Raw genomic sequence first — 26900 nt, 5'->3', positions numbered from 1 at the left:
GCCGCAGGACCGACGGCGGTCCTGCGGCGAACGACACTGCGCAGCGGCCACGAGTCGAAGTCGCGCAAGGAGTGCTGCGCGGGGTCCGCGAAGGGGGGCTCTTCCGTTTCAACGGGGTGCCGTACGCGCAGCCGCCGGTCGGCGACCTCCGATTCCGCGATCCGGCGCCCGCGCTGCCATGGGCGGGCGAGCGTGACGCGGCGGGCTACAGCCCTCGCTGCCCCCAGCCCCGGGGGACGTTGTCCGCGCCTGCGGCCAGAACGATCCGGCCCTCTGAGGACTGTCTGCACCTCCATGTCGTCTCTCGCGCCGAGCAGGGCGCGAGACGCCCGGTCCTGATGTTCTTCCACGGCGGATCCAACCTCATGGGCGAGTCTTCATGGGCGGCCTTCGGCGGCGGCCCGCTCGTCCGGAGCAGCGACGTCGTCCTGGTCGCCCCCAATTTTCGCCTCGGCGCGTTCGGATTCGCGCACTTCGAAGAGTTCGGCACGCCGGAACGTCCTTTCGACAGCAATCTCGGCACGAAAGACGCGCTCGCCGCATTGCGATGGACGCGGGAGAACATCGCCGCCTTCGGCGGCGACCCGGACAACATCACCATCTGGGGGCAGTCCTCCGGGGCGAGCACGGTCCTCGCCCTGATGACGGCTCCAGAAGCCAAAGGGCTGTTCGCCCGCGCTATCGCGCAAAGCCCTCCTGCGGCCACTGTGCTCGACCAGGAGGAGTCCCAGCGCTACGCGCGGTGGTTCTGCGAAATCCTCGGCGCCACGCCAGGGGAGGCTCCGTCCGCGCTCGCCCATGCGACTTCCGGCCAGCTTCTCGCGGCCTCGGCCAGGCTCGGCAGGCTGGTCGCCCGGCGCCGCCCCGGGGCCAGGTGCTTCGCGCCCCTCGTGGACGGCGCGCTGCTGCCCCGCCGGATCCTCGACGCGTTCTCCCTCGGCCACGCGCACCGGGCTCCGCTGGTCATCGGCACGAACCGGGACGACGTGGCCGCCCAGCCCCTTCTGAAAAAACTCGTCGCCGAGCGCGAAGACCTCACCGCCGTCGTCGCTTCGATGGACCGCGCTCGGGCAGCCGGGGCCGAGTCCGTGTACCCGGAATCCGCCCGGCGCCGCTCGGCGATCTCCTTCATCGGAGACCTGCGCTACTGGCTCCCCTCGCTCGCCGTCGCGCAGGCGCACAGCGCCTTCGCGCCCACCTACATGTACCGCTTCGACTGGTCGAGCCGCATGACCCGCATGCTCGGCCTCGGCGCGACGCACGGGATCGAGCTCATGGCCTGCTTCCCGGAGGCAAACCGCACGAGCCGGGCGCTCGTCCTCGCATGTGGCGGACGCAGCGCGCTGGACCAGACCGCCGAGCGCCTGCAGCGCCGCTGGCTCCAATTCGCCGCAGGCTCTTCCCCCGGCAGCGGTTGGCCGCAGTACCGGCCCGAGGATCGGCAGACGCTGGTCCTGGACGCGGACGAACGAGCCGAATCCGACCCGTGGCGTGAGCGGCGGGCTTTCTGGTCCGGCTTCGACATTGCCAACCTCAACCACGCCGCAAGCACACGCGAGCCCCAAACACGCTCAAAGGAGGAGTGAGCCTTCATGGCACCTGCGAAGCCACGAGTCGCTCGCGCCCTGGCGCCGAGCGAAACGGCGTACCTCGGCAACCGCACGACCATGGTGCTCTCCGTCTCCGGCACAGGCGTCGTCGATATCGACGCGCTGAAGACAGCATTCGCCGCGCTGCGGGCCGAGCACACCACGTTGACGGGCTTCGTCGAGCCCTCGGGGGAAGGCTACGACCTGGTCGTCCCTGCGGACGCGGCGCCAGGCTCGATCCGTCTTCGCGAGGCAGTCCCGGCGCGGCCGCCCACCGGGCGCGACTCCGTGGTGGACTGCGAAACAGAGCTCTCGGCCATCGATCTCGCGGTCGAGCCCGGGAAGCCGAACAAATTCTGCTTGAGCCTCCTCGTCTACCACGGGGCCTACGACGGGCATGCGATCACAACGATGCTCTTCCCCCGGCTGCTCGAGCAGTACACAGCTGTGGTCAACACCGGGCAGCCCGTCCCTGTCCCGCCGAAGCCGATGCTCGAATCCTGCGAGGCGCTCCTCGCCCGGCGCGGAGCGCGCCCGACGGAGGCCGTCTCCGGTTTGGAGCAGGCCCTGCGGTCGGCGCCGGTGCTCCCGGTGAGCGAGCCCCCGAGCGCCGAGCGGCCACGGCAGGTGCGGCTGGCATTCACCGAGGAGGAGACCGCCCGGCTGCGTGCCGCCGGAAAATCGCGCGGAGCTTCGATGTCCGCTGTGGCCACCGCCATCGTCATCGCCGCCCTCTACGAGTTGATGGGCAAGCCGGGCGAGCTCGTCATCCCGGTGCTCTCGGTCGTCGCGATCCGAAACCGGCTCGACCCGCCCGTGTCCGCCGCAGAAGGGACGGTCATGATCGGCAACGGCGGAGCCGTGGTCGTGGCGACCCCGACAAGCGATCCGCTCGAACTCGGCTGCCAAGTCCTCCACCTGCTGCACAAAGAGCTCGACAGCGGGATCGTCCAGCAGTCGAACCTGCATATTCCCCAGCTTCTCCGCCAGTTCGCCGCCCCGCCCTCGGAAGCCGGGCCCGCCTCGAAATTCTTCGTCGGCATCAGCAACACGGGCATAACCGATTACCCGGACCCTCCGGGCCTTGCCATCGAGGACATCACGGAGGCCAGCGCGAATCTCGCCCCGCAAGACCTGGGCAGGCCAGAGCTCGAGACCGCGACCCGCCACAACTACTGGTTCCTGGTCTTCACCACAAAACATCGCCTATCGCTCACATTCAAAGCCCGTGGCACGGGCTCTGTGCCAGACGTCGAGCTCCCTCTCGTCCTCGCCCTGCAGGCGGCGAAGGAGCAACTGCTCCGCAGAGAAACGGCCATGCTCCCCGCGAGCACCGGCTGAACGGCGGGGCGAGCAGCACAGGCGCCGCATATGCCAGGGATTGCTACCATCGGTCGATGCACGACTCGTCGGCTCCGGCCGGACGCCGCAGGACCTCCTTCGTGTCCAGGCGCGAGGCTCTCCGCTACGCCCTGGCCGCGCCGGTCCTCGCCAGCCTTCCGGCAGCCCTCGCGCCGTCCGCGTCTGCGGAAGGGCTCAGGCTGGTCGACTTCACCGAGCGGCTGGTCGGCGTCGACCAGATCAAATCAGCGGGCTACCACGGCGCGCTCGTCTACGTGTCCGAGTTGCGCCCGACCGCGAACTTCGACTTCAAGCCCGTCACCCGGCGGTACGCGGACGAGCTGCGCGCGGCGGGGCTGCACGTCGTCAGCTGCTACCAATACGGCAAGCCCGGCGAGCCCACCCCCTCGGACTTCACCCGAGGCTACGACGGCGGCGTCGCCGACGCGCAGACGGCGCTGCGGCTGCACGGCGCGGCTGGCGGGCCGGACTCCGCGCCGATCTTCTTCGCCGTCGACGAAGACATCGACCAGGGCGCCTGGAACTCCGTCGCGGCCCAATGGTTCCGCGGCGTCAACGCGGTGCTCGGCGTCGGCCGCACCGGCGTCTACGGCCACGCGCGGGCGTGCGGCTGGGCGATCGGCGACAACGTCGTCGGGCACTCGACGACCGAGGGCCGCCGATGGGCCTGGCAGACCCGATCATGGTCCGGCGGCGCGCGCGAGCCCGCGGCGGTGCTGTATCAAAGCGCGGTCAACACCGCGTCGAGCCCTGGGCCGCTCGTCGACGGCGTGCACGTGGACGTCGACGATGTGCTTGCCGCCGATTTCGGGCAGTGGGACCTGCGGCGCTAGCCAGGAAGACGGCCTGCGGGGCGGCCGCGTGCGCCACGAGACCGCTCGCCGCCCCTGCCCATGCGACTCGCAATCGCGGAGGGCCGATGACGTCCCCACAGCGACACGCCACACACACGCAGAAGACCTCGCCCATATCCGCAACGCCGCCGCCCACTCGCAGGCGATCGAGCAACGCAGCCGGGCGTCGCTCCCGGAGGGCGGGGCGCCGAGAGACGATGGCATGGAGACACCGGCAATCTTGCGGATCTATGGACAATTTGCGCAAAAAATGACGCAACTCTTGATCGCCCATACTTCGCTGCTGTTAGCTGTCCGAGTCAGCACGGGTACGCCTTCCGCCGAAGACGCACACGTGCCATGCGCTTCACACTGGTCCCGCCCTTCGCATCACTCGTCACCCTTCAGGTCAGCGCGCTCTGCGCCACGAACGTCCCCCATCCCAACACATAGCGAAAGGCTCGCTACATTGCGCGCAGCAGGTGTCGTCTTCGTTCGAAGGATTTTCAGCGTGCTCTGCGCGCTCTCGCTCGTCGCGGCAGGCACGCCGCCGCAAGCGCCTGCCTTCGCGCAGTCGCCGCATACAGAGGACGCACGGTTCACCGTGGTTGTGGAGCCTGCCGTGCTCTCCATCCCGCCCAGCGGCCCCGCCGTCCTGTATCGGGACGAGCGCAACGCCGTCACCATCACCGGCGACCGCGAAGGAGGCTCCTCAGCGGTCTCGATCGCCGTCAAGCACAGCGGCTCCCGCCAGCTGACCCCCCACCGTGCCGCCGCGCACGGCGTCCTTGCCGCCGCGCCCGCCAAGCAAGGCGCCAACCGCTTCAAACAGGACGTCGTCCAAACCGACGGCAGTCCTGTCACCGCGACCGCAAGCCCCGAGACAGCCGCAGGCAGTGTCGCAGGAACACAGCACATCCCCACCATCATGGTCCACGGCACCTGGAGCAACAGGGACCAAGCGTTCGCGCCCGAACTGCTCGGGGCCTTGCACGACGCGGGCTTCCAAACCTACTCGTTCAACTACGGCGTGGATCGTTTGACCGTGCCCGGCGTCGCGGGCTCCATACTCGCCGTCGCCAAGCCTGTCCTCGACAAACTCGGCCCGTTGAACCCGATCAACCTGCTGGGCGGCATCCCGACGGTCGGGGGGATGATGAAGGACGCGTACAACGGGACGAGCAATGTGGCTGGTCTCGGGCCCATCGGGAACTCGACGCAAGAGCTCTCCCGCTTCATCGACCAAGTCCAGAAACAGACCGGAGCCCCCAAAGTCAACCTCGTCGGAGCCTCCCAGGGCGGGCTCGTCGTCAAAAACTACCTCAACCAGAACAAAAACGACAATGTCGCCAACGTGGTCGACATCAACGCGACGAACCACGGCACCACCCTCAGCGGTCCGGGCAAGCTTCTCGACCTCGGGCTCGTCGACGATATAGCCCAGCCCGTCCATCAGGCCATCACAAACCTTGGCGACACCTTCAACGGCACCCTTCTGCAAGGCCCAGCGCAGCTCGCTGCGGGCTCCGCGCAGATCGGCGTGTACGCCGCGCAGGGCATCATAAAAATCCCCGTCGCGGTCGTCCAAGGCGTCGCTCGCGTCGTCGTCGCCGCGACTGTCGGCCCCGCAGCGGCGCAACAGGCAGTGGGCAGCAACTTCATCAACCAGCTCGACGCCACCCCTGACACCAAACCCGGAGTCAACTACCTTGTCCTCGCCTCGACCGACGACAAGGTCTCCACCCCTTACAAAGCCACATACCTGCAAGCAGGGCCCGGCGCTTCGGTCGTCAACGTCGAAGAGCACACGCTGCCCTCGGCCAAACAGCTCGACATCGAGCACACCGACCAACCCGCCCCTGTCGTCAAAGCGATCGTCGACTACCTCAGCGGCGCCGCCAAAACCCCCGATCTCGCCAAACAAATCGCCGCGACCCCCGGGGTCACAGTCACCACCGACAACGGTGTCACCACCGTCCAATCCGGGACTAAAGTCCTCTATCAAGGACCGTCCACCAACACGGACCAGATCAAGCAGTCGGTGCAGCAAGCCATCGGGACCACCGCGCCAGGAGCCGTCGCGCCCAGCGCCACGACCCCCGGCGCGCTCAGCGCCACGACCCCCGGCGCGCTCAGCGCCACGACCCCCGGCGCGCTCACGTCGAGCACAGGCAGCACGGCGGCCAAAGCTCTCAACACGACCAATCCCGCATCGGCCGTCGCAGGCTCGACAACAAGCGCCGCCGCCGCTACGGCCAAAGCCCCAAGCAGCGCAAGTCCGTCCGCCGCTCCAGCCGCGACGAACGCGACGAGCCCCGCCGCCAACACCAGCGCGGCCACAAGCAGCAACGGAACCAACCTCGCGCCGAACACGGCAAGCCCCGCTCAAAGCGCCGCAACGGGCGCCCCCTCCTCCGCCAACACCAGCGCGGCCACGTCCAACAACGGCGTCGGCGGACTGAACGGCAGTCTCGGACTCAGCAGCTCCACCACCAGCAACACCAAAACCAACTCCACAAGCGCGGCCACAGGCAACACCGGAACCAGCCTCGCGCCGAACACGGCAAGCCCCGCTCAAGGCGCCGCCTCCTCCGCCAACACCAGCACAACCACGTCCAGCAACGGCGTCGGCGGACTGAACGGCGGCCTCGGACTCAGCAGCTCCACCACCAGCAACACCAAAACCAACTCCACAAGCGCGGCCACAGGCAGCAACACAAACAACGCTTCCGGATCAAACCCGAGCGGCACAGGTTCCTCTAGCTCTAATTCGGGCAGCAGTGCCAGCCCTGGTTCAATCGGTGGCCGAACCAGCACAACCAGCGGCAGCAGCGGATCCTCCAGCAGCGGCAGCGGCGCCGGCAGTTCGACCAACGGCAGCAGCAGTGCCAGCCCTGGTTCAATCGGTGGCCGGACCAGTTCAACCAGCAGCAGCGGCTCCTCCAGCAGCAGCGGCTCCTCCAGCGGCAGTTCGACCAGCAGCTCCGGCAGTTCGACCAGCAGCTCCGGCAGTTCGACCAGCAGCTCCGGCAGTTCGACCAGCGGCAGCAGCTCCGGCAGCAGCGGCAGTGCCAGCCCTGGTTCAAGCGGTGGCCGAACCAACACAACCAGCGGCAGCGGCTCCGGCAGTTCGACCAGCGGCAGCAGCGGATCTTCCAGCGGCAGCAGCGGATCTTCCAGCGGCAGCAGCGGATCTTCCAGCGGCAGCGGCGGATCTTCCAGCGGCGGCAGCGGCAGCGGCAGCCACCACGCATAGCGAACAACGCCGGCTCACCGTCTCCGACTTCACTGCGATCTCTCGAAACGGCCGTCCACCCCGGGCCCCTGGCTCTGCGCCCTCAGCGCACAACGCAGCCCCAGAACTCCTCGGGCTTATTGACTCGCCATAGGTTCCATCCCACGATAAGGAGCAGAACCACAACCGGTGCGGACGAGTCCTTCTTCAATCATGTTGGCAGACTGAAATTCCAGGCGAAGCGCACGAGAATATTCTTTCATCAAAACAAGCGGGACCAAGCCGTGGCGCCGTTGGCATCGATTTCGCACATGGTCGAGCCTATGCCGCTTCTCTGCGCTCTCTTGTGGACCACTCATTCTTTGCCAAGACGCCACGGCGACTGGCGAGCTGATAGAGCGCGAGTCGACGGTGCAGCACACACGGTTACCGCCGCTTGCCTATCCGCCAAGCGAGAGCAGCAAGACAAAAGCACAAGCCGATCTGGCCGCGACCGCCAATCTGGGACACATGCCCGCCGGCCCCGACGCCATCGCCGCAGAAAGGCTCTTACCGGCAAAGGGGTCGCGCACCTTTGACCCTGGCATGGTTGAGAGGGATGGGCGAATACCGAGGAACGGGAGCGGCTCAGTGGCCGGCCTTTCCGGAGTCCGGGTTGAGGGCTGCATGGATGGCTCGAGCCAGGTTCTGGCTATTGTGCTTGTCTTGGACAAGAAGGCCGCCGGTTTTGTCGGCGAGTTGTTTGGCGATAGCTCTGGCATAAAGGCCTTTTTGGGGCGCGGCGGCAGTGATCGAGCCGTCGGGGCCGATCTGGTAGCCGTGGGCGGCGGCCTCATGAACGAGGCTCTGAGCAGCGGCTTTCAACGCCTCGCCACGGGTGGCGTAGTCGAGCAAGGGGCCGACGAGGGATCTGGCCTGGACGGCGACGGCGTCGCTATGGGCGGCCATAGCATCGACGAGGGCTCGGGCTTTGTCGCTGGCCGCCCCGGTCCAGGCGTCGAGCGCGGGAGCGCTTTTGAGGGCCGCGCCGTATTGCTCTGCGGCAACGGCCCGCTTCCCCGCCGCCTCCGCGCCAGCCACGACGACCGAGAGGTCCCCGCCTAAAAGGTCCGCGAAAGAGGTGGCTGCAGACAATGCGCACTCCTTACTCATGTCTTACACGTCTCGAAAAAGTTGAATATCTCTTTCGGGAATTAGCCAAATAGTTAAGATAGATTATTCGATTGTTCACCAGCGGTCAGCAAGCACAATATCTTGTCCTGACCGGAAATCAGTTTCTTCAGCTTAGAACGTCGTCTGAGATCACTATAGCGCAACGAGCACGCGAATACGCGCCCACGACTGCCGCGAAAAGCGCTGCGCCAGCACCGACAACGCCACACATACGCCGCCGAATTACAGATCGGCACGACGCAGGGGAAGAACACTGATCCGCCATGCCTGGTTGCCCCGCAGGCCGGCCTGCTCCCTGATACCGCTCGTGCGATGTCGGGCCAATATCGCCATCCCGGCCCACATGGCGATTGTGATTGAATGAGACATAATATTCCAGGCCGATCCCACCCCGATCCTCGCTATAGTCAAGACGCTGCGCAGCCTGTGGGCCAGTGGCAGTTTGTATATTGAATGACGATGCGAGGAGTGCTCAGGTCGTGGGCGAATCTCTTTCAGTGGATGTCGAAGCTCTCGCCGACACGGCGACGCGGCTGAGCGATGCGTTCGAAGAGGCCAAATCGGTGCTCGCCAACACCTCGGATGTCGCGCAGGGCGCGAGTCCCCCGATTCGCGGCGAAGCCTCTGCGGCATGGGCGAAGCTCTTAGAAGATTGGCAGCAGCAAAATCTTCTCCATTCGGCGCGGGGGGAGCAGCTCGTCACAGGCTTGTCCGAAGCGGCGAAACTGTACAAGGAGGTGGACAGCCAGAGCGGCATCGACATCGGCCAGGAGATAGTTCCTGCGACAGAGCAGCACCCCGCGCCGTCCCCGGACACCTCCGCCAGTCCGGACTCCTCGTGGCTGCCCGACGGGGGCGACACTGTGCGCACCCCGTACGGCGACCTCGGCAAATGGATGCGCTCCCCGGACGGTTCGTCCCCGGTACCGGTGTGGAGCCAGGCCGCCGCGTTCTTCAACAGAGGCATTGCCTCGTGGACGGAGCTCCCCCTCCAAGGGGGACAAAGTTTGTTCCTCCACGAGCCGGTCAACATGGTCTTGGTCGATGGGACCTCGAAGACTCCCGCCGAGGCCCAGCAGCGGCTCATCGCGAACTTGGAAGCAGCGGGTTTCCACCAGGACACGGGTTCCTCAAGCGGATACTCGGCATTGTTGAACGGGAAATCGTACGATCAAGCGCCCCCCGGGGTGACGTTCAACAATTTGACGTCGGACCACTCCAAACCGTACGACCACGGACGTTTCTTCGGTCCTGTGCAGTCCCCGGACGGCTCCTATGTCTGGACCGGCGCCGTGAGCAAGGAAAAGTTCGACCCGGTCGCCAAGCTCGTCGGCTTGGGCATAGACGACTATGTCTCTTTCCAGGGCGCGCGCGATGTTTTCACGTCCGGCCTCGCGAGCGAGGGGGCTGTGGCGATCGGGATGCAGCCAATGGGGAACAGCATGGCGAGCAACCTGAGCCGCTACGTCTGGGGCACAGGAGACCACGATGGCAAGGCTGCCGTGATGCAGCTCCGTTGACGGCCGCAGGGCGAAGGCGACCTGCAGAAGGGCCGGCGCCTGCCGCTCGGCTCACACGCGCGGCATTTCTTCGTCACGACTGGGGCAGGCCGCGTCGTCCGGGCCTGCTCCGTCGACGGGCTCCTGCCCGCCCAAGCGGCGCCGGGGGACGAGGAGCACCAAGCCCAACAGGACTGCGGCGAGGACCCCTGAGGCCAGCCAGCGGTCGATTGCGAGGCCGCCTTGGTCGTGGGATTTGTCGAGGAAGTCGCCCAAGGTCGCCCCGAGCGGCCGGGTGAGGACGAACGCCGCCCAGAAAAGCACCGTGCGCGAGACGCTCGTCCAGAAATACAAGGCCGCCACCACGGCGAGGGCGGATCCGAAGACAACGGCTCCGAGCAGATAGCCCGAGCCCGGGAGGTCCGCGACCCAGTCCCCGAGCGCTGTGCCCAAAGTCTGGGAGAAGAGGATCGTCATCCAGTAGAACGCCTCGGCCTTGGGCGAAACGACCGTTTCTACGGCGACCGAGCCGAGGGCGAGCCGCCAGAGCGCGAGGGAGACCAGGACCAACGAGACGAGGACCAACGTGCCACCGAGGTAGCCGATGCCCAGATCCCGGTCGAGATGGTCGGCCAGGGCGGTGCCGAGGGTGGTCATCGCGACCATGACCCCCCAATAGAGCAGGGGGTGGAATCTCTCGACCAGGATCTGCGCGATCAGGAGCAGCACGAACGGGGCGGCGCAGATCGCGATGCCCGCGACATAGCCCAGCCCCTCCTGCTGGGTCAACGCGTCGGCCCCCGTTTCCCCGAGGGTGGTGGCGATGATCTTCATCGCCCAGAAAACCATGGTCACCTTCGCGACCTTGCTCGCGTTCTCTTGAAAGCGCCCGGCGGCTTCGAACGACATATGTGCCTCTCTTGTTCAGATAATTCGGATTGCGCCTTACGGCATTCGCAGGGAGTCCAGGAGCGCGTCGAGCGCCCGCGCCTCGGCGGCGGGGTCGGGCTTGTCGGCCCGCAGCGCTTCCAGGGCGCTGTCGATCTGATCGTCGAGGACGTGCCAGGCGGCCCCGTCCATGGGGCGCAGGGACTTCTCGTCGTCGTCCCATACGGTCTCGAGTTCCTTGACACGGGCCTTCGCCTCGGACTGCCGCCCGGCCCGCACCTTCTCGAGGACGTCCTCGGCGATGGCGCGGAACTTCGCCACCTCGGCGGGCGGGAAGCGCTCGGCGGCCTGCCCAGGGGCCAGCGTCCGGGCGGCGGAGCGCGGCGCGGATTCCTCCTCGTCCGAAGCCGTCGCGTGCGGTCGCCCGTTCGCCCACACGAGCAGGCCGACAGCGCACACGGCGATTGCCGCGTAGTAGCCGTGCATGACCCGCTCCCGCGCGGGGTTGGCCACCCCGACCGGCGCGGGGGCCCGAGCGGCCTCTTCGATCACGTCGCCGCGCGTGAGCGTGAGGCGCACGACCGTGGCGAGGATCGCGGCGAGGAAGAGAACGCTTGTGGCGGCAGTGCCCAAGCCCAGTCCGTGGTCGGCTCTCGGAGAGGCGAGCCAGTCGCCGAGGTTCGCGCCGAGCGGCCGGGTCAGGACGTACGCGAGCCAGAAGGACAGCACCGCGTTGGCCCCCAACCGCCAGCCGACGACGATCAAGACGATCAGCCCGGCAGGCAGGAGCACCGCCTCGCCCGGCCCCCAACCGGTCAGCTCCATCGTCCAGTCGCCGACCGCCGTGCCCAAGGCGAAAGCGACCAGCACCGCGAGCCAGTAGAACAGCTCCCTCGGCAAGGTGGCGATGCTGTGGATCGACAGCGTCCGCTCGCGGGCGAACCACACGCCGAACACCACCGCCAGCACCGCGGCGAACACACTCGTGCTCACCGCCAGCGGGACATGCAGGGCGTCCGTGAGGATGTCGGTGTAGAGCGTGCCCGCCACGCTGAGCACCACCACCGCCAGCCAGTAGACGGCGGGCACGTAGCGGTCCAAACGCAGCTGCCACGCCATGACCGCGACGAGCACCACGGTGAACAGCACAGCCGTGTCGGCCAAGCCGAAGCCGAGCGTCATGTTGATCCAGTCGGCGAAGCTCTCGCCAACGGTCGCGCAGAGGATCTTGACGACCCAGAACCACACGGTGACCTCGGGCACCTTGCTCAGCGCCCGCCTGGTGGCGAGGGACGGCCTCGTTGTGTCGGTCATGGGCGGGAACCTTCCGTGAAGTGCGCCGGGCAAGAACTCCCGCGCTCGGACTCGTGGGCGGGACAGGCTGGTCCGCCGCCGTCGGCGGCCGCACGGCACGAGATCCGCTCCGAGGACGTTCGCAGCGGAGCCGCCGAGCTTCCGCCAGGGATGATCGGCGGGGTTTCTTCCACGACCCCGAGCGGGTCGCTGGTCTGAGGCACGATGCGCAGTTTCCCGCTGTTCTGCGGGAACACTCCGGGCACGGGGCTGGCCGCGCCTGCGGCTGGGGCGGCGGGCTTGGCAGCGCAGCTGTCGGACAGGCATAGCAGGCCGGGGATGATCGGTCCCGCGAGAGCCACGGCGAATCCCGGGGCCAGCGCGGCGAGAGCGCGAAGAGGACGGGGAGGACGTGCCATGGGATGCTCCTAGAATTGCGTGATCGGCCCGTAGACCGTGAACATGTCGTCGTTCGCCGCCGTCGAGACCTGCACCACCGCGTAGGCGCGCACGTAGGCCGAGCCGCCGCAGGAGTCCACGTTCAAGTGCTCGTTGATCGCCCGAGTCGCCCCTGCGCGACCGGAAAGCCGCTTGACAGCCACCGGCACCGTGGCGATCTGCCCCGGCCGCAAGTAGGCGTCCAAGCCTCCGCCGATCGCGCCGCGGACGTTTCCGGAATTGAGATTGAGCACGTTGTTCCCGATACCCGCTGTGGCGCTCGGCGAAGTCCACGCGAGGTCGCCCCTGGCGTTGAGCTTGACGCCGTTGGAGAGGTCCATCTGACAGGAGGCTTGCACGCCGAGCTTCACCAGTCCGCTGTCCATCGGGACACTGGATTTCCCGGCGATCTTCACGGAAGCTTTCGCGGAGACGAACGCCTCTCGGGTGAACAAGGTCGAAGCCATGTTCGGCACAGAGTCCACGTGCTGCTCGGAGAGCACGAGGGTGACGCGGTAGCCGTCGTCGGTGACATGGCGCTCGGCGACGTCTTCGAGCTCGAGGACTTCCGCCTCCGAGGGAGAGGACATCAGAGCGCCGGAGCCCAGCGCGCAAAAAACAGCGGAGAGCGCCCGGCGGACGTGGCGGGAAGCCGAGGAGCGCAGGGCGTGGCGGGCGGTCAACGGCCGGGGATCCCGGCGTCGTGCAGGGTGTCTTCCAGCATGTCCGTCATCGCATTCGGGCCCTGCCCGGTGACGGGATGCTCGCTGTTGTCGAGCTCGATGCCGTTCCTCGGGAGGTGCGTGTAGCCGCCGGGGCTTTCCGGAGCGCCGCCCCCGATCGCTCGCGGCGAGGGCAACGACTCGGAGGCAGGAGCAGCTGCCGCGTTCGCAACAGCCCCCATCAGGATCGATGACGCGAATAGCAGAGAAACTGCGAGGGTTTTCATGGTGGGCCTTCCTAGTGCTCGGGTCGCCCTACGCCTGTATGGCCGGACGTGGGGCGGGTACGAACGCGAGCGTGCCACAACGTCGCTGAGAGGACGCTGAACGAGCCGCCGCCGGAATCCGCCGCCCTCGGTCGCCGCATGTGGTGTGATGTGAGTTGTGAGAGTTCTGCTCGTAGAGGACGAGGAACGATTGGCTTCGACGCTGGCCATGGGGCTGCGCGCGGAAGGGTTCGTGGTGTCCGCCGCGACCAACGGCGTCGACGGCCTGCACGAGGCGCTCCACAGCCACTACGACGTGATCGTCCTGGACATCATGCTGCCGGGCCTGAGCGGCTACGAGGTGCTGCGCCGTCTGCGGGGGGCGAAGGTGTGGGCGCCAGTGATCATGTTGACCGCCAAGGACGGCGAGTACGACCAGACAGACGCCTTCGACCTCGGCGCCGACGACTACCTGACCAAACCTTTCACCTTCAGCATCCTGGTCGCGCGGCTGCGCGCGTTGATCCGGCGCGGCGCCCCGGAGCGGCCCGTCGTGCTCCGCGCGGGCACGCTCGCGCTCGACCCCGCCCAGCGGACGGTGGCCCGAGGCGAAGCCGCGATCGCGTTGACGGCCCGAGAGTTCGGCGTCCTGGAATACCTGATGCGGAACAAAGGCGCGGCGGTGGCCAAACTCGACATTCTGACCAACGTGTGGGACGACCACTACGACGGCCCCCTCAATATCGTGGAGGTATACATTGGCTATCTGCGCCGGAAGATCGACATCCCCTTCGGCACCAACACCATCGAGACGCTGCGCGGGGTCGGCTACCGGCTCGTGCCCTAGCCCGCAGAGCCCGCGTCCCGTGCGCCCATGACTCGCCCCGACAGCGGCGCGCCCTCGACAGGCGGCGCGGCCGACGGCGCCCGCCGTCCGCCGCTCCAGCGCGCCCTCATTGCCAAAGCGCTCCCCTTTCAGCGCTGGGGAATCCCCGCGCGCGCCGCGATGGTGTCGGCTTCCGTGGTGCTGCTGGCGCTGTCTTTCGTCGCCGCGAGCTTGTTGGCGCTGCTGTACTTCACACTGATAAGAACCATCGACGACGCCGCCGCGAACCGCGTCCACGACATCGCGAGGGCGTTGCAGACGGAGGGCCCGCAGGACCTCGGCTCCCGGCTGCTCGCGCCCAACAACCACGTGGCGCTCGTGCAGCTGGTCGACGACTCCGGAACCGTGATCGCACGCTCAAGCGCGGCTTCTTCCGCCCCTGCGGCGGCGCCCGGCGAGTTCGGGCCGAAGCTGCGCCGAGGCGTGCGCGCGGTCCCGTCGGCCGACAACGACCTCCGAATGAGCGGCCAACGCGTCCAAACGCCCACCGGGGCCTACACCGTCATCGTGGGCGGCACCGTCGAGGACGTGGAGTCCACCGTGGAGCCTGCGGCGCTTGTGCTGGCCGTGGCCACGCCCGCGATCGCTGCGGTGGCGGCACTGGTCAGCCACCGATTAGTGCGCCGATCGCTGCGGTCGGTCGAAGCGATCCGCTCACGAGTCGCCGATATCTCGGCCTCCGGGTTGTCCGAGCGAGTCCCGGTCCCGCCGCAACACGACGAGATCTCCGCGCTCGCCGAGACGATGAACGCCATGCTGGCCCGCGTCCAAGACGGGCACCGGGCCCAACAACAGTTCGTCGGCGACGCGTCCCACGAACTCCGCAACCCGCTGACCACCATCATCTCGGCGCTCGAGGTCTGCATCGCCCACCCCCAGCTTCTGACCACGGAACTGGCCACAGACACGCTCCTTCCCGAAGCCCAGCGCATGCGCGCGCTCGTGGAAGACCTCCTGCTGCTCGCGCGGGCGGACGAACGCGGCCTTGACCGGGGCGGCGCACATGTCCTCCTCGACGAGATAGCAGGCGTCGAAGCAGCCCGGGCGCGCAGGCACACCAGCACGCCCATCCGCGTGACGGCGGCCCCGACCCCCGTCACCGCCGACTCCGCCGCGCTGGCCCGCGTCGTCCGCAACCTGCTGGACAACGCGGCCCGCTACGCGTCCTCGCGCGTCGACGTGTCGGTGCGCAGTCGCGGGCCCGAGGCCGTCCTCGTCGTCGCCGACGACGGGCCGGGCATCCCCGAGGACGACCGCGCCCGAGTGTTCGAGCGATTCGTCCGTCTCGGCGCCGACCGGTCCCGACAAGCCGGCGGGACAGGGCTCGGACTCGCCATCGTCGCCGAAATCGTCGCCGCGCACGGCGGCACGGCGGCGATCGCCGACACGCCAGGCGGCGGGACCACCATCACGGTCGTCCTTCCCCACGACACGTCCCGCGCCCCCGACCAGGGGCCCGCCTGACCACTCCTCGACGGGCCCGTGCCCAAGAAGACCCCGCCGAGCGGCCCTCGCGAAGTGTAGGGTCTCAGACTTGACCAGCAATCACGGCCGTCTGACCTCGATCCCTGTCAGTTGTCTCACTCGGCAGCAAAGACCTTCTGTCTCAAATTCGTAGCATTTCTTCTGAGCGCTCGCTCGACAGAGGTTTTATCCCGATGGCAAGACCCTGCTCGGCTCTTCTGTCCACGGATGTCCAACGACCCCGATAGCGTCCGCTCTACGAGCCTCAACAGCCGTAGAGCGTCGATTTTGGCCAGGGCTCCTTCCGGTACGGTGTCCACTCCTCCTCATCGTCCTCGACGTGTCCGAATTTCCGGACACCGCTGTCCCAGTAGTCCGAAGACATGGTCCGCCACTCTCCTTCACCACATTGTTTCTGTGGTCTTAAGGTTAGACGCACGCCAGAACCATCACGCATACTCCGCGGCGTGTATCTGCGCCTTATCTGTAATGCTAATTCATATGTCACTTATTGACATATCCCGTCCTGCGCTGCATGTAAGTGACAGTCTTATCTGTAACGGCGTCTCGATGGCGCTAGGCTGCGGAAGCCCTGTGAATTTCGTGACGGACTAGAGCATGCCACGGATTATGAGGGTCGGGCTTACTCTCGCGGCGAAGACATACGCCTGAAGGTCGGTTGTTGACGTGATTCTCACGGATTCTCCTCATCGACGATTCCGGAACGCCCGTCACGCAGAAACCGGTCGGCGATCAAGCCGACTGCTATCCCGACTGCGATAGATACGAATAGCCCGCTCTGGTAAGGCATGTCTGACAACGAAACGGCGAGCAGACCTGCAGAAGTCCCTGCGATTAGCGTCCGGGGGTTAACGAGCAACGGCGCCGCAAGTGCCACGTAGGTAGCACAAAGAGCAAAGTCAAGGCCAACTCCCTGGATTTGTTTGAATAAATTGCCGAATGCGAAACCAATCCAAGTCGTTAAAATCCAGACAGCTAGCAGAGCAAAAGACGCGGTGAGCATGTACCAATGCTTCGCCGTCGAACTATCTCGACTAGCGTACCTGCGTTCGGCAAGAATAAAAATTTGGTCAGACATAGCGTAGCCCAGCGCGAAACGCCACCAGAAGGATAAGCTTTTTAGATGGGGAGCGAGCACAGCGCTGTAGAACAGGTACCGAGAGTTTACGACAAGCGACGCAAATAAAATCAACAGCCAATGCGTACCAGCGGAGATCATGTGCAAACCGATCATCTGCATAGTGCCCGTATAAACCAATAAAGACATGAGGAGCGTGTTTTGAGTGTTAAAATTACTAACTGAAGCAACAGCACCGAAAAGCACGCCGAAAGGGATCGCCGCCAACGCTATTGGTGCGATATCGTAAATACCTTTGGCCACTTCCTTGACCCGGTCTTGATTCATTTCAAAAACGCTTTCGCCAACGCAAATACGGCAACGCTTAAACCGAAAACCAAGAAAAATCCCTGACGTTTTACAATACCCACACTAAAGCCAGCAGCAGCTCCGAGCAAATAAGGATTAGGAAACGACCTAAGCGCCCCTTGCCCGTCGATGAAAACCTCCTGGGCTATCAGCGCCACAAGCACCGACGGCAAGACATAGTAAAGAGCTCTCTGAAAAAGAGCCGATGAAGGCTTGTTCTGAGGCGATGCGAGAAAAGAAAATCGCAAAGCGAACGCCACCAAGCCCATCATCAGAATGATAGCAAATGTCATTTCTTTACATCTTCAATCAATTGGGACCTCCTATATGGAGCACGGTTTTTAAAGATTTGACGTAACGCAAAAGAGGCCTCGCCCTGTGAATCATTCCATTAGTTCCAGTACTGCCCGTATATCCTCCAAGGATTTTCTGTCTGTTCGATCGAATCGTAATGGGGTCACGGAAATGCAACCGTCTGCTATCACGGCCGTCTCGGCCCCTTCGCTCTCCTTCCGATCAGACCGACGAAGTCTGAGCCAGTGATAGTCAGTCATTCGCGGATCAGTACGAGATATGACATCAACGCCGTCAAGTAATCCAATACCCTGATCGCTGGGAGTCAAAGGGCCGGCGCGATCAGGGGGACAATCAGGGAAATTGACATTGAGACAAACATCGCGCCTCCACTTGGATTTCGTAAGCGTTCGGATTACTTCTGGCGCCAAAGCCAGAGCAGTTTCCCATGGAACCGCATTCCTATCGCTGAACGCCTGACTCAAGGCGATAGATGGAATGCCGAGCAGCGTCCCAGTCATAGCAGCACCGACGGTCCCAGAGAATACAGTCTCAATACCCAGGTTTGCACCGCGATTGACCCCAGAAAGAATCAGCTCTGGCAAGCCCTCGGACATTAGATGCCGAACTCCTACGGCAACGCAATCTCCTGGCGTACCAAGAACAGCGAAGCGACGGTCATCCTTCTGGTTGACACGAAGTGGTGCGTGCAGACTCAAGGAGTTTGAGGTGCCGCTCTGATCATTTTCTGGAGCAACAACCCAGACTTCCCGTGACAATGTAGCAGCCACTTGCTCTAGAATCCGCAATCCTGGCGCGTCGAAACCATCATCATTTGTGATCATCACACGATCAAAAATAGGCTTTGCCTCTTGCACGGCGAAACTCCTTAACCCATTAGCAGCTGATGCCAATACAACTAATCAACTTGCGCCTATCCAGGCGGCGTGACCCAGGATGACATCCTAAATCTCGCCCTAGAATACCACGCCTTCAAAACTAATCTGGGGGAATCTGTTGCGTTCCGGATCGGTAACGTATTCAGAGCCGATGACGAGGCATCGGCTAAACTTAGAGACGAGTACCGCTACATTAATTTATTTAACTATCCCCAGTAGACACAGCCGGTTCAGCCTATTTTGCGTGGCCATTCCGCAACTGAAGCCAGTAGTAAAAGCAATAACTGGTCACCTGCAGGATGGTTTAGTTTAGTTATTGAAACTGACCTGAGATTTCTAGAATCATGATTCTGAATATCACTCAAAACTGATTCAATCTTGTTTCTCGGAAGTCGGGCCATTCCATATTTTTGATATCGGGTTTCGGGTGGGTAACGTTGACTGATGCCAATATGGATAGGGTAACTCCACTTTGCTAGCTTCATCTAACAAAGAAATCTGTTTTTGCGTCAAATCCCATCCCAACACCTCCAAATTGCTTCCTAGTTGCTCCGCATTTCTAGCACCGACGATCACAGTTGAAACAGTCGCACGCGCTAAAACCCACTTGATGGCGACCTGAGGGATGCTCTTCTCAGTTTCACGAGACACAATTTCAAGAGCATCGATAACACGATAAAGAAGCTCATCACGAACAGGAGGGCCTCCTTTGGCCCCGCCAAAGGCAATACGTCCCGAGTTTGCCTCTATCCCCTTCTTTATCCTACCCGTAAGCCTACCCCAGCCCAGCGGGCTCCACGCCATCAGGCCAACCCCTTGATCAATCGCCAAAGGCATGAGCTCGTGTTCGTAATCTCGACCAATAAGAGAATAGTACCCTTGGTACGATATGTATCGTGGAACGTTAAGGGAATCCGCAGTGCTTAGCGCTTTCATGAACTGCCATCCAGCGTAGTTTGACACTCCGATGTAGCTAACTTTTCCTGCTCGAATCAGGTCGTCCAGGGCTCGCAATGTCTCATCTGGAGGAGTTATCATATCTGAAATGTGCATGGAATAAAGGTCTATATGGTCCGTGCGCAGACGACGGAGGCTATCTTCGCACGCTCTCATAATCCTCCTCCGCGAGGATCCTACCTCATTAGGCCCTTCTCCGATAGGGCATGAGGTCTTGGTCGAAATAAGTACTTTATCTCTTTTTCCCGCGAGCGCTTTGCCGAGGATCTCTTCTGCGACTCCGTTGGAATAGTTATCAGCGGTATCAAAAAAATTTACACCTCGATCTAAGCATAGATTCACCAAACGATCCGCATCTTTTTCATCCGTATTACCCCATTTGCTGAATAAATCTCCGACACCACCAAACGTCCCTGTGCCGAATGTTAACACAGGGACCATGAGGCCGGATCGGCCAAGTTGTCTGAACTCCATACTGATACCCTCTATATATAGCGTGTATGCAAGTACATCACGTTACGTCCGGTATGGCAGAAATGCGAACCACCATAGAGTGGCTCAACGCCAGCTTTGGACTATTTCGTAACTATGCGTGTGGATCTCGATAATGGTGCCAAATGGGTCCCTGCAATAAACCATCTTAAATTTGTTCAACGGAGGTCGATCATCCCATATTCTAGATATTTGACTTCCTCCAGTATCGACTATTTTCTCGATAAGATCTTCTATGTTTGGGTCTGTGACGCATATGTGGAAAATCCCATTTCTATAGAATTCAACTTCATTGCTTTCCGCCTCTTGGGACGGGTCCACAGACTGGAAAAGTTCTATGCCTGTTCCGTATCCAGTAGATAAGTGGGCAATCTTTACTCTTTTGAACTTCCCTCCGAGCACATCTAATGCTTGAACTGGCGGTCGGTCATTTATATCCAAGATAGTTGGCCCAGCGAACAAGCGATACCCGAGCACTTCCGCGTACCACTCAATCGCCTTGTCTATATCGGGTACACTTATTCCTATGTGGTTGATGGGGCGAGGGTATGTTGTAGTCATATTAAACCTCCACTTAAGTTGCTGCGCTCATGTCCCATTCCCATGGTGAATTTAATAGATATTTCTATATTCATGAAGACCAATTTCTGGCGAAATCCGCATAGAGCGAAAGCCCGCCATCCACGTAGACCGTCTCTCCTGTGATATAGGAGGCTCGATTCGAAGCGAGAAAGACGATAAGGTCTGCAACCTCTCCGGCCGCGCCAGGTCGCCTCATGGGTATGTGCGCGCTCACCTCGGCCTTCTTGTGCTCGTCATACGCCCATTCGGCGTTCATTGGTGTAACGATGGCACCAGGGGCCACCCCATTAACCCTTATGCCGCTACTGGCAAATTCTAAAGCTGCCGTCCTCACGATATTGCCGACACCTCCTTTGCTAGCGGAATAAGCGATATACCCTGGTTTCGGTATTTTTTCATGTGCCGAACTGGTTACGACAATCACTCCTTTCTTCCGTCTTGATATCCAATACCGCGATGCCCATCGAAGAGGTAAAAACACAGACGATAAGTTGACATCCAGTGTCTCCAAAAACTGCGCATGGCTCATCTCATGAGTTGGAGCGTAGCTCTGCGCTCCAACATTGCACACAACAATGTCGACGTCGCCAAATTCGGCAATAGCGAATTCGAATGCAGCATCCACCACATCTTCTTTTGATACATTGCCTACATGGCACTCGCACCTGGTCCCAGTAGAGTCAATAATCCTTGCCTGTAGTTTTTCAAGTCCTTTAACATTAATGTCACAGAGAATAAGCTGTGCTCCACACTCCGAGAAGCGCATAGCTGTAGCTTCACCAATGCCTTGTGCGGCTCCGGTGATAACAATTTTCTTATTCTTCAGTCCAAAAATATCGGACACTACTGCCCTCTTCCTGATCCAAGCGATTTCGTTGCGCTTGACCGGAGAAACGCACTCCCATAATCCTTATGCTCGATCATCATCAGCGTTCATTGTTCAACTAGCGTTCAGGCGTAGCGATGGATTCACTAGTGGGCTGGCACCACGCGGAAGCAAGATCACAACGCATGCCTGTAGCACGTGATAGAGGTCCGGTTTTCCTGCAAAAAAGTTTTGCACAGGCCTCAGCTGGTCGTCGAGCTGTGTTTTCCAACCTCCATCTACACGATCCAAGAAGTGTTGTTCGACGAAATCCCATATACGCCTATAGTCCGCCTCGAAGGATTCCGGGTCGCAGGCGCGTATCAACATGGAGGCTGATCCCAGGCCTTCAGCGCAAGGCCACCACAATCGATCCTTTAATATGGGTTCGCCGCCCTTGTCGAGAGTATAGAAAAACCCGCCTTTCTCGTGATCCCAGCCGTTCGTCATCGCGATACGGAACATGTTGATGGCAGCTTCCTTAGCCCATTCCAGTCGGGATGCAGTAATTTCGTCGAAGCGCAAGAGGAGTCGAGACCATTCTAGAGAATGCCCCGGGGCAGTCCCTCGTGGTTTGAATATAACGTCGGACTCATAGTCATGTAGCGGATTCCAATTTTCATCAAAATGCTCGATAACACGCCAGTTATTACGCCTCGCATGAATATTTATCAAGAGTTCCGCGATGCTAGTGGCAGCTTCTAGATAACGCCGATCTTGGGTGACATCGTAGGCTGCTAGAAACGCTTCCATGAGGTGCATATTCGCATTCTGCCCACGATAATTCTCGCATTCCTTCCAATCCTCCGAGAACGAGTCCTTCGACGCACCCGCAATAGGGTCCCAGAAGTGATTAAAGATCACATCAGTGGACTCGAATAGGAGGTATTCCCCCTTCTCGTGTCCGACTGATACAGCAGCTGCGCCTGCTAGCAGCGCAAAGGCATGGCCATAGGCATCTTTTATGCCATGGTGCTCTTCATTGTGGTTTATTCCATGGAAAAATCCGCCATGCTGTTTATCGGCTAAACGATCGAACAGAAAATCGACACCGTGGTCTATGAACTTCCGCGACCCAGGCCTTCCTAATAACTGCGCAATACTGTAACAGTAGATGGTCCGACATGTCGACTGCAACGATCTATAGCCGGTGGGGATTGGTCTGCCCTGTGTATCGAGATCCTCGAAACCCCCGTTGATATTGATCAAATTTCGATCAAAGAAACGAAACTGCCGCTCAATCTCGTCTGCTACCCATTTTCTATGGAAGTCTTGAACGATCCAGCTTTCCTGTCTTTTTTCTCTTTGTTTCCAGCTAGCTTCGGCGTTAGAGGTTACATTATAAACTTGAAGACCGGGCTCTCCTGTCACGCTGATTGCACCTCGGAATTACCCGAATCTGACAACTGGGCCATAAGCGCCGAAGCTTTCCTAATTTCTTCAGAGGTCAGATCGTTAACGAAAATAGCTGACCCGATGCTGCTTGGTAGAGGTAAATGCTGTTCGCCATTTCTGTGGACCGTTGTATCCGCTAGAGCTCTTTCTAGTAATCCAATATCTGTGAAGCCTCTATGGAATGTCGGTAACAAGAGTCGTCTAGCCACATCGAAGAGTCGTTGAAGATCGCTTTCGCAAAGATATCCTCGGTTGAACGATAGAACAGCGCTAAATAAGCAGTCCAAAGTAACTGCTTCGCCGTGCAAAAGCTCGCTTATATATGTCATTTCGACAAGGGGGCTGAATGAATGCCCGTAGTCTACTACGCGCTGAAGGTCATGCTCCCAGAGATTGCCCTCTAGCTCTACGGCCATTCCCTTCAGGGCTCTGAATATAATTTTTTTAATTTCGCCTTCGACCGATTTCGAGAATTCAACGAAATCCGACCCTCGGTTTTCTAATATTTCGAACAGCGTGTTATCTTTTATTACCGCGAGTTTGAATATCTCTCCAGCGCCGTTGGACATCTGCCTTCGCGGCAGAGTAGAGAGGTAGCCTGGGAATACAAGGGTCAGCATAGCCGGATGGAACGTTCCTATCCGATTTCTGTATCCTAGATGGTTGGCCCCGGTTTTTGCTGCTACCCCAACATCCACCATGGACAACAAAGTGGTCGGCACACGAATATACGGGACCCCTCGCCTGTACAAACTTGTGGCGAGTCCCACCACGTCCAGCGTGACTCCTCCTCCAACGACTATACTAGGGGCGGATCTCCTCTTCACCCCGAGCTTGTTAAGGTGTTCTACTACTGTGAGCACATTCGGAAGGGCCTTGTTTTCCTCATCTCCAGGTATTTCGAGGACTGAGTAGCTGAGTCCAACCTCCTGCAGCCCTTCCAGAAACTGCTGCTTGAACTGTGAGGGAAGGCCTTGATCGATAAACACGGCCCTTTTTGCTTCTAAGTCGCTACGCGTGCCTGATTCCACACATTTAGATATTAGGTTTTCAACACTGTCGCATAACTCGACATTGTAGGAAACTGTTTGTTTAGCGCTTAACGATAAGGACTGCTCGGATTCCATTGCTGTCTCCATGCTCTACGTCGGGCATATTTTCAAACCACCCCTGTTTTGACCTTCAAAGACACGTTTTGGATTTATATTCCAGACCACTTACTTAACCCCTACTGTTACAGTTTCAGTAGTCTTAAACGCTAAAGTTAATTCCGTAATCCTATTCCGTCAATATTTTTATTTATTTTCTGTCAACTAACCCATCTTGCTGTCACTTCTTGGGACTATGCGAACAATCTCGTCTGATCGCTGATCGTTAGCGATACGCCTCGAGAGGTTCTTTTGGGTTCGTAGAGCGAATGGCTGACGGTGTATGAATGACCAGGCCGTAGGAGTCTCGCCCGACACGGCCACCCGGCTGCTCTCGGCCATGGACCGACTCCTCGCCGGTCGGCCCCAACGCACGGACGGCAGGCTCATCAAAGACAACCTCTGGAGAGAGGCCCAGGTCAGCCGCACGACGATGAACCGGGCGACCAGTATCCTGGCCCAATGGGACGAGCGGATCGCCGCCTGCGACAGCTACACGCCAGCCGAAGCCCGCAAGCAGGACGAGATCACCGTCCTACAAGCCAAACTCGCGGAGAAGACCAAAGTATGCACGACCTTGCAGCAACGGCTCGACGCAGCCGCCACAGCCATCGCCGCGCTACATCACGACAACACGCTGCTGCGGCAAGAACTCGGCCAACGAGGACAACTCGTCTCCATCAACGACCGGCGAGAACGCTCATGGCTCACCCCGAAATCCATATCAACCAATGTCTCATGAGGCACGCAAAATGTGGAGAACAAGTCATTTGGGACCCTACACGATGTAGGGTCTCACGCCGCGTGACATTTGGCGAGGCCCTGAGCTGCGGATCCGCGAGTTGTCTCACGTGATGGCACCCGGCTTCAGTCTCAAACTCATGACATTTCTTCAGGACTGCTCGCGGAACGAGGTCTATGCTCTCCAGTGGAAGGTTTCCAGCCGATTTCGCGGATCAACTCTGCGAGGTTCGCGCGATGGAATTGGAAGCGCCGGTGTTCGAGGAGCCTGTTGCGTAGGGTGTCGGCCTTGATGCCTACGTGCAGAAGAAGCAACACTCGTAGCAGCCACGGTGTGATGTAGCGGACCACAAGCCTTATCTGTACCCGTCTTGAGGGTGTACCTGACTGTGTCTGACGTTGTCTCCGGACCGCTATGTACCAGTGGAGTACAAGGTTATCTGCATCTGTGTCTCCCACTTAGTCCAGTCGATGTTCCACCGCAAAAAGCCCTCGAGTTCGTCGGCGGCGCGAAGGACAGCCCCCTCGATCTGGACTCGGCCGACCACAACCGGGCGAAAGCCATCGCGGACGGCACCGAGCCCGTCCCGACCGACCCCAAGGAGCTGCACGACCTCTGCGACAAGCTCTCCCCACAGGAGAAGGACGCCATCTTTAGCCGCCACCCGGACATCGGCAACTACGATGGCATTCCTGCGTCGACCACGACCACTACAGCCGCCTCCATCGCGACCAGGTCGGCGGACATGTCGCGGAAACGGTGAAAGACCAGCTCTACGACGAGCGGATGCTACTGTACGTGGACCCGCAAGGCTATGTGGTGATCGCGACGAGGAACCCGGACACTGCGAAGAACGTTCTCGGCGCGGGAACGCGCCTGGACGGCACGCCCGCCCTCTGCATGGGCCTCGCGGGCGGCATGGCCCTGCGCGACGACATCCAGCACGCCGCCGAGTTCGCGGACAACAGGCAGGACACCGCGGTGGTGTACTGGGACAACTACGACGCGCCGAACCTCGTGGCCGCTGGGACGAGCTCGGCCGCCGCCGAAGCCGCCGCGCCGACTCCCATGGCGGGCCCTCTCTCGATCACGGGTCGGAGCGAGAGCGCCGCCACAATCAGACGAGCGCTGAGCTACCTCGTCGACACCACGCAGTCGGATCAATTGATCGGCCCCTTACCGGTCGTCCCCCTGAGCCTTTTGGAAGACCCATCGACCCCCTTCTGCGGAACAGCTTTCCCCGGAATCGTCAGACCTGCCCAACCCATGCCGCCAGAAATTCCGAAATAACTCGTAAAAGACCCACCCGCCCGGCCTAGCCCGTTTCACGCATGAGCACTCCCCGCGCTTTTCATATATCTCATATGTTAATATTCGAATATTCACATTCGAAATCTTGAACGCCTGCTACGTGAACCATAGCCGACCACAGGAACACAAGTCGATCATAATGAACTTATAAGCTACTACTTAATCCGAGGACTATCCGTACTGGGCGCACTACGCTAAGACTGCGGCCACCCCCTCTCTCGCGATCGAGAAGAGGTCGCCGCTTTCACTCATTAAACGCTTAAATAAAGGTGTGCTTACTATGAGATTTCGACATCCTGCACTCGGATTCGAGAAATTTAAACGCGCGGCCATCGTGATGGCCGCCGCCGCGGTCTTCACAGGCGCGAACGCGCTGGCCCCAGAGAGGCTGGCAGGGCATCTAGGCGTGGCGGACGCTCAGCCGGGCTGCGGGGGATTCGACCCGTCTAGCGGAGCCGCGGCGGGCTGGGCCGGAGGAAGCAACAACTTGCTGACACACTGGTACAAGCATCGAAGCGAGCGACCGGAATGGCATGGCTCCGGGAATGGAAACCAGAGCGATCGCGAAGCCTTGGAGCGATACGCCCGAGATGCCAGAGACCAGGCGACGACCGGGAACGAGATGAGAAGCGAGTACACGCTGACCCAAGGCGCAAACAGAGGCCGAAGGATCAGTTACCAGCCTTTTGGTTCCGACGGCCCTGCAGTCAACTCGCGAGGACTTTTTGTCGTCTCGAATTCCGACGGCAAGGTGATTTCGGCATTCGCGCCCAAGAAAGGGAAGGATTACTACGACGCTCAGGTGAAAAAAGACAAGGGCGGCCACGAGCTTCGTGGCGGGGCGGACCATGAGAACGACGCGGACATCTACACGATCTACACCAAGGTGGAGTGCTCGTAGCGACACGCGCTCCTGCTATCGAGATCGGCCCGATTTTAGAATAGAGTGTTCGTGTTCAATTGTCCCGCATGCGGTTCGCCATCGCTCAAGGAGCTCCCATACCCCGCCGGAGTCGCCTCATTCGAAATATGTCCCGTATGCGGCTTTCAGCCTGGCTTCACCGACGACTCGGAAGAGATAAGCCCATTGGCGTGGAGACTCGCGTGGGAGCAGGCGGGCAGGCCTTCGAGCAGCCCGCCTCAGTGACAGCGGGCGGCCTCCCGATATATCGGGAGGCCG

Annotated in this window: 25 protein-coding genes; 11 read left to right on the top strand and 14 right to left on the bottom strand. The window is 61.2% G+C overall.

Translation table 11 applies throughout. The annotated features are described in order from the left end of the window. The 4 genes from ACRC20_RS12580 to ACRC20_RS12565 all read left to right on the top strand — a co-directional run. On the top strand, positions 1-1586 hold a 1586-nt coding region (locus tag ACRC20_RS12580), incomplete at its 5' end, for a carboxylesterase/lipase family protein (protein ID WP_438686723.1). Between the two features lie 6 nt (positions 1587-1592). Continuing rightward, a complete protein-coding gene (locus ACRC20_RS12575) occupies positions 1593-2930 on the top strand; it encodes a phthiocerol/phthiodiolone dimycocerosyl transferase family protein (protein WP_438686722.1) in 1338 nt (445 codons plus the stop codon). Positions 2931-2986: 56 nt separating this feature from the next. Continuing rightward, a complete protein-coding gene (locus ACRC20_RS12570; RefSeq protein ID WP_438686721.1) occupies positions 2987-3784 on the top strand; it encodes a DUF1906 domain-containing protein in 798 nt (265 codons plus the stop codon). A 469-nt stretch (positions 3785-4253) separates the two neighbouring features. Continuing rightward, on the top strand, positions 4254-7040 hold the full coding sequence (locus ACRC20_RS12565) for an alpha/beta fold hydrolase (protein WP_438686720.1): 2787 nt from the start codon (positions 4254-4256) through the stop codon (positions 7038-7040). A gap of 606 nt (positions 7041-7646) precedes the next feature. Here the strand turns inward: ACRC20_RS12565 and ACRC20_RS12560 are convergent. Continuing rightward, entirely contained in the window at positions 7647-8153 is a 507-nt protein-coding gene (locus ACRC20_RS12560; protein WP_438686719.1) for a hypothetical protein, read from the bottom strand. 536 nt (positions 8154-8689) lie between these two features. Here ACRC20_RS12560 and ACRC20_RS12555 point away from each other — a divergent pair. Next, positions 8690-9712, top strand: coding sequence for a hypothetical protein (locus tag ACRC20_RS12555; RefSeq protein WP_438686718.1), 1023 nt, complete (start codon positions 8690-8692; stop codon positions 9710-9712). A 51-nt stretch (positions 9713-9763) separates the two neighbouring features. Here ACRC20_RS12555 and ACRC20_RS12550 read toward each other — a convergent pair whose 3' ends face one another. Genes ACRC20_RS12550 through ACRC20_RS12530 form a run of 5 tightly spaced genes read right to left on the bottom strand, consistent with a single transcriptional unit; the run spans position 9764 to position 13214 of the window. Then, positions 9764-10600, bottom strand: a complete 837-nt coding sequence (locus ACRC20_RS12550) for a COG4705 family protein (protein ID WP_438686717.1) — start codon at positions 10598-10600, stop codon at positions 9764-9766. A 36-nt stretch (positions 10601-10636) separates the two neighbouring features. Next, entirely contained in the window at positions 10637-11893 is a 1257-nt protein-coding gene (locus tag ACRC20_RS12545) for a COG4705 family protein (RefSeq protein WP_438686716.1), read from the bottom strand. Further along, entirely contained in the window at positions 11890-12291 is a 402-nt protein-coding gene (locus ACRC20_RS12540) for a hypothetical protein (RefSeq protein ID WP_438686715.1), read from the bottom strand. Before ACRC20_RS12540 ends, ACRC20_RS12545 begins: the two co-directional genes overlap by 4 nt. Positions 12292-12300: 9 nt before the next feature. Next, positions 12301-12993 carry an MspA family porin gene (locus tag ACRC20_RS12535; RefSeq protein ID WP_438686714.1) on the bottom strand — a complete coding sequence of 231 codons (693 nt, stop codon included), beginning with the start codon at positions 12991-12993 and terminating at the stop codon, positions 12301-12303. Next, complete coding sequence (locus ACRC20_RS12530) at positions 12990-13214, bottom strand: hypothetical protein (RefSeq protein ID WP_438686713.1); 225 nt, start codon at positions 13212-13214, stop codon at positions 12990-12992. The genes ACRC20_RS12535 and ACRC20_RS12530 overlap by 4 nt, the downstream gene beginning before the upstream one ends. Positions 13215-13416: 202 nt before the next feature. Here ACRC20_RS12530 and ACRC20_RS12525 point away from each other — a divergent pair, with 202 nt between their 5' ends. Both ACRC20_RS12525 and ACRC20_RS12520 read left to right on the top strand, forming a co-directional pair. Further along, a complete protein-coding gene (locus ACRC20_RS12525) occupies positions 13417-14085 on the top strand; it encodes a response regulator transcription factor (RefSeq protein WP_438686712.1) in 669 nt (222 codons plus the stop codon). Positions 14086-14112: 27 nt separating this feature from the next. Continuing rightward, entirely contained in the window at positions 14113-15588 is a 1476-nt protein-coding gene (locus ACRC20_RS12520; RefSeq protein ID WP_438686711.1) for a HAMP domain-containing sensor histidine kinase, read from the top strand. A 694-nt stretch (positions 15589-16282) separates the two neighbouring features. Here the strand turns inward: ACRC20_RS12520 and ACRC20_RS12515 are convergent. The 8 genes from ACRC20_RS12515 to ACRC20_RS12480 all read right to left on the bottom strand — a co-directional run bounded on the left by ACRC20_RS12515 (position 16283) and on the right by ACRC20_RS12480 (position 23646). Further along, a complete protein-coding gene (locus ACRC20_RS12515) occupies positions 16283-17014 on the bottom strand; it encodes an AzlC family ABC transporter permease (RefSeq protein ID WP_438686710.1) in 732 nt (243 codons plus the stop codon). Beyond that, on the bottom strand, positions 17011-17328 hold the full coding sequence (locus ACRC20_RS12510; RefSeq protein ID WP_438686709.1) for an AzlD domain-containing protein: 318 nt from the start codon (positions 17326-17328) through the stop codon (positions 17011-17013). Before ACRC20_RS12510 ends, ACRC20_RS12515 begins: the two co-directional genes overlap by 4 nt. A 90-nt stretch (positions 17329-17418) precedes the next feature. Then, the gene (gene surE, locus ACRC20_RS12505) at positions 17419-18207 is read right to left on the bottom strand and encodes a 5'/3'-nucleotidase SurE (protein ID WP_438686708.1); all 789 of its coding nucleotides are present in this window, start codon (positions 18205-18207) and stop codon (positions 17419-17421) included. Between the two features lie 393 nt (positions 18208-18600). Further along, on the bottom strand, positions 18601-19659 hold the full coding sequence (locus ACRC20_RS12500) for an aldo/keto reductase (RefSeq protein ID WP_438686707.1): 1059 nt from the start codon (positions 19657-19659) through the stop codon (positions 18601-18603). Between the two features lie 84 nt (positions 19660-19743). Beyond that, entirely contained in the window at positions 19744-20238 is a 495-nt protein-coding gene (locus ACRC20_RS12495) for a VOC family protein (protein WP_438686706.1), read from the bottom strand. Positions 20239-20308: 70 nt separating this feature from the next. Continuing rightward, on the bottom strand, positions 20309-21103 hold the full coding sequence (locus ACRC20_RS12490; RefSeq protein WP_438686705.1) for an SDR family NAD(P)-dependent oxidoreductase: 795 nt from the start codon (positions 21101-21103) through the stop codon (positions 20309-20311). A 96-nt stretch (positions 21104-21199) separates the two neighbouring features. Then, the gene (locus ACRC20_RS12485; RefSeq protein ID WP_438686704.1) at positions 21200-22495 is read right to left on the bottom strand and encodes an AGE family epimerase/isomerase; all 1296 of its coding nucleotides are present in this window, start codon (positions 22493-22495) and stop codon (positions 21200-21202) included. After that, entirely contained in the window at positions 22492-23646 is a 1155-nt protein-coding gene (locus ACRC20_RS12480; RefSeq protein WP_438686703.1) for a sedoheptulose 7-phosphate cyclase, read from the bottom strand. Before ACRC20_RS12480 ends, ACRC20_RS12485 begins: the two co-directional genes overlap by 4 nt. A 304-nt stretch (positions 23647-23950) precedes the next feature. On the opposite strand from ACRC20_RS12480, the gene ACRC20_RS12475 reads away from it, so the two are divergent. From ACRC20_RS12475 to ACRC20_RS12460, 4 genes are all read left to right on the top strand, one after another. Beyond that, positions 23951-24409 (top strand): hypothetical protein, encoded by a 459-nt coding sequence (locus ACRC20_RS12475; RefSeq protein ID WP_438686702.1) that lies wholly within the window; start codon positions 23951-23953, stop codon positions 24407-24409. Positions 24410-24797: 388 nt separating this feature from the next. Further along, positions 24798-25172 carry a hypothetical protein gene (locus ACRC20_RS12470; RefSeq protein WP_438686701.1) on the top strand — a complete coding sequence of 125 codons (375 nt, stop codon included), beginning with the start codon at positions 24798-24800 and terminating at the stop codon, positions 25170-25172. Further along, entirely contained in the window at positions 25169-25699 is a 531-nt protein-coding gene (locus tag ACRC20_RS12465) for a hypothetical protein (RefSeq protein WP_438686700.1), read from the top strand. Before ACRC20_RS12470 ends, ACRC20_RS12465 begins: the two co-directional genes overlap by 4 nt. 301 nt (positions 25700-26000) lie before the next feature. Further along, positions 26001-26621 carry a hypothetical protein gene (locus ACRC20_RS12460; protein WP_438686699.1) on the top strand — a complete coding sequence of 207 codons (621 nt, stop codon included), beginning with the start codon at positions 26001-26003 and terminating at the stop codon, positions 26619-26621. The last annotated feature ends 279 nt before the right edge of the window (positions 26622-26900 follow it).

The sequence above is a fragment of the Segniliparus sp. genome, from assembly GCF_051660745.1.
Taxonomy (GTDB): domain Bacteria; phylum Actinomycetota; class Actinomycetes; order Mycobacteriales; family Mycobacteriaceae; genus Segniliparus.
The sequence above is the reverse complement of the archived record's forward strand: the minus strand, read 5'-3'. Positions and strand labels throughout refer to the sequence as shown.

What these genes read in the sequence shown, in the direction of transcription:
- ACRC20_RS12545 (WP_438686716.1), bottom strand. Translation starts at nt 11,893, where the DNA reads ATGACCGACACAACGAGGCCGTCCCTCGCCACCAGGCGGGCGCTGAGC.
- ACRC20_RS12540 (WP_438686715.1), bottom strand. Translation starts at nt 12,291, where the DNA reads ATGGCACGTCCTCCCCGTCCTCTTCGCGCTCTCGCCGCGCTGGCCCCG.
- ACRC20_RS12510 (WP_438686709.1), bottom strand. Translation starts at nt 17,328, where the DNA reads ATGACATTTGCTATCATTCTGATGATGGGCTTGGTGGCGTTCGCTTTG.
- ACRC20_RS12520 (WP_438686711.1), top strand. Translation starts at nt 14,113, where the DNA reads ATGACTCGCCCCGACAGCGGCGCGCCCTCGACAGGCGGCGCGGCCGAC.
- ACRC20_RS12475 (WP_438686702.1), top strand. Translation starts at nt 23,951, where the DNA reads ATGAATGACCAGGCCGTAGGAGTCTCGCCCGACACGGCCACCCGGCTG.
- ACRC20_RS12530 (WP_438686713.1), bottom strand. Translation starts at nt 13,214, where the DNA reads ATGGGGGCTGTTGCGAACGCGGCAGCTGCTCCTGCCTCCGAGTCGTTG.
- ACRC20_RS12570 (WP_438686721.1), top strand. Translation starts at nt 2,987, where the DNA reads ATGCACGACTCGTCGGCTCCGGCCGGACGCCGCAGGACCTCCTTCGTG.
- ACRC20_RS12550 (WP_438686717.1), bottom strand. Translation starts at nt 10,600, where the DNA reads ATGTCGTTCGAAGCCGCCGGGCGCTTTCAAGAGAACGCGAGCAAGGTC.
- ACRC20_RS12495 (WP_438686706.1), bottom strand. Translation starts at nt 20,238, where the DNA reads ATGACTACAACATACCCTCGCCCCATCAACCACATAGGAATAAGTGTA.
- ACRC20_RS12460 (WP_438686699.1), top strand. Translation starts at nt 26,001, where the DNA reads ATGAGATTTCGACATCCTGCACTCGGATTCGAGAAATTTAAACGCGCG.
- ACRC20_RS12500 (WP_438686707.1), bottom strand. Translation starts at nt 19,659, where the DNA reads ATGGAGTTCAGACAACTTGGCCGATCCGGCCTCATGGTCCCTGTGTTA.
- ACRC20_RS12575 (WP_438686722.1), top strand. Translation starts at nt 1,593, where the DNA reads ATGGCACCTGCGAAGCCACGAGTCGCTCGCGCCCTGGCGCCGAGCGAA.
- ACRC20_RS12515 (WP_438686710.1), bottom strand. Translation starts at nt 17,014, where the DNA reads ATGAATCAAGACCGGGTCAAGGAAGTGGCCAAAGGTATTTACGATATC.
- ACRC20_RS12480 (WP_438686703.1), bottom strand. Translation starts at nt 23,646, where the DNA reads ATGGAATCCGAGCAGTCCTTATCGTTAAGCGCTAAACAAACAGTTTCC.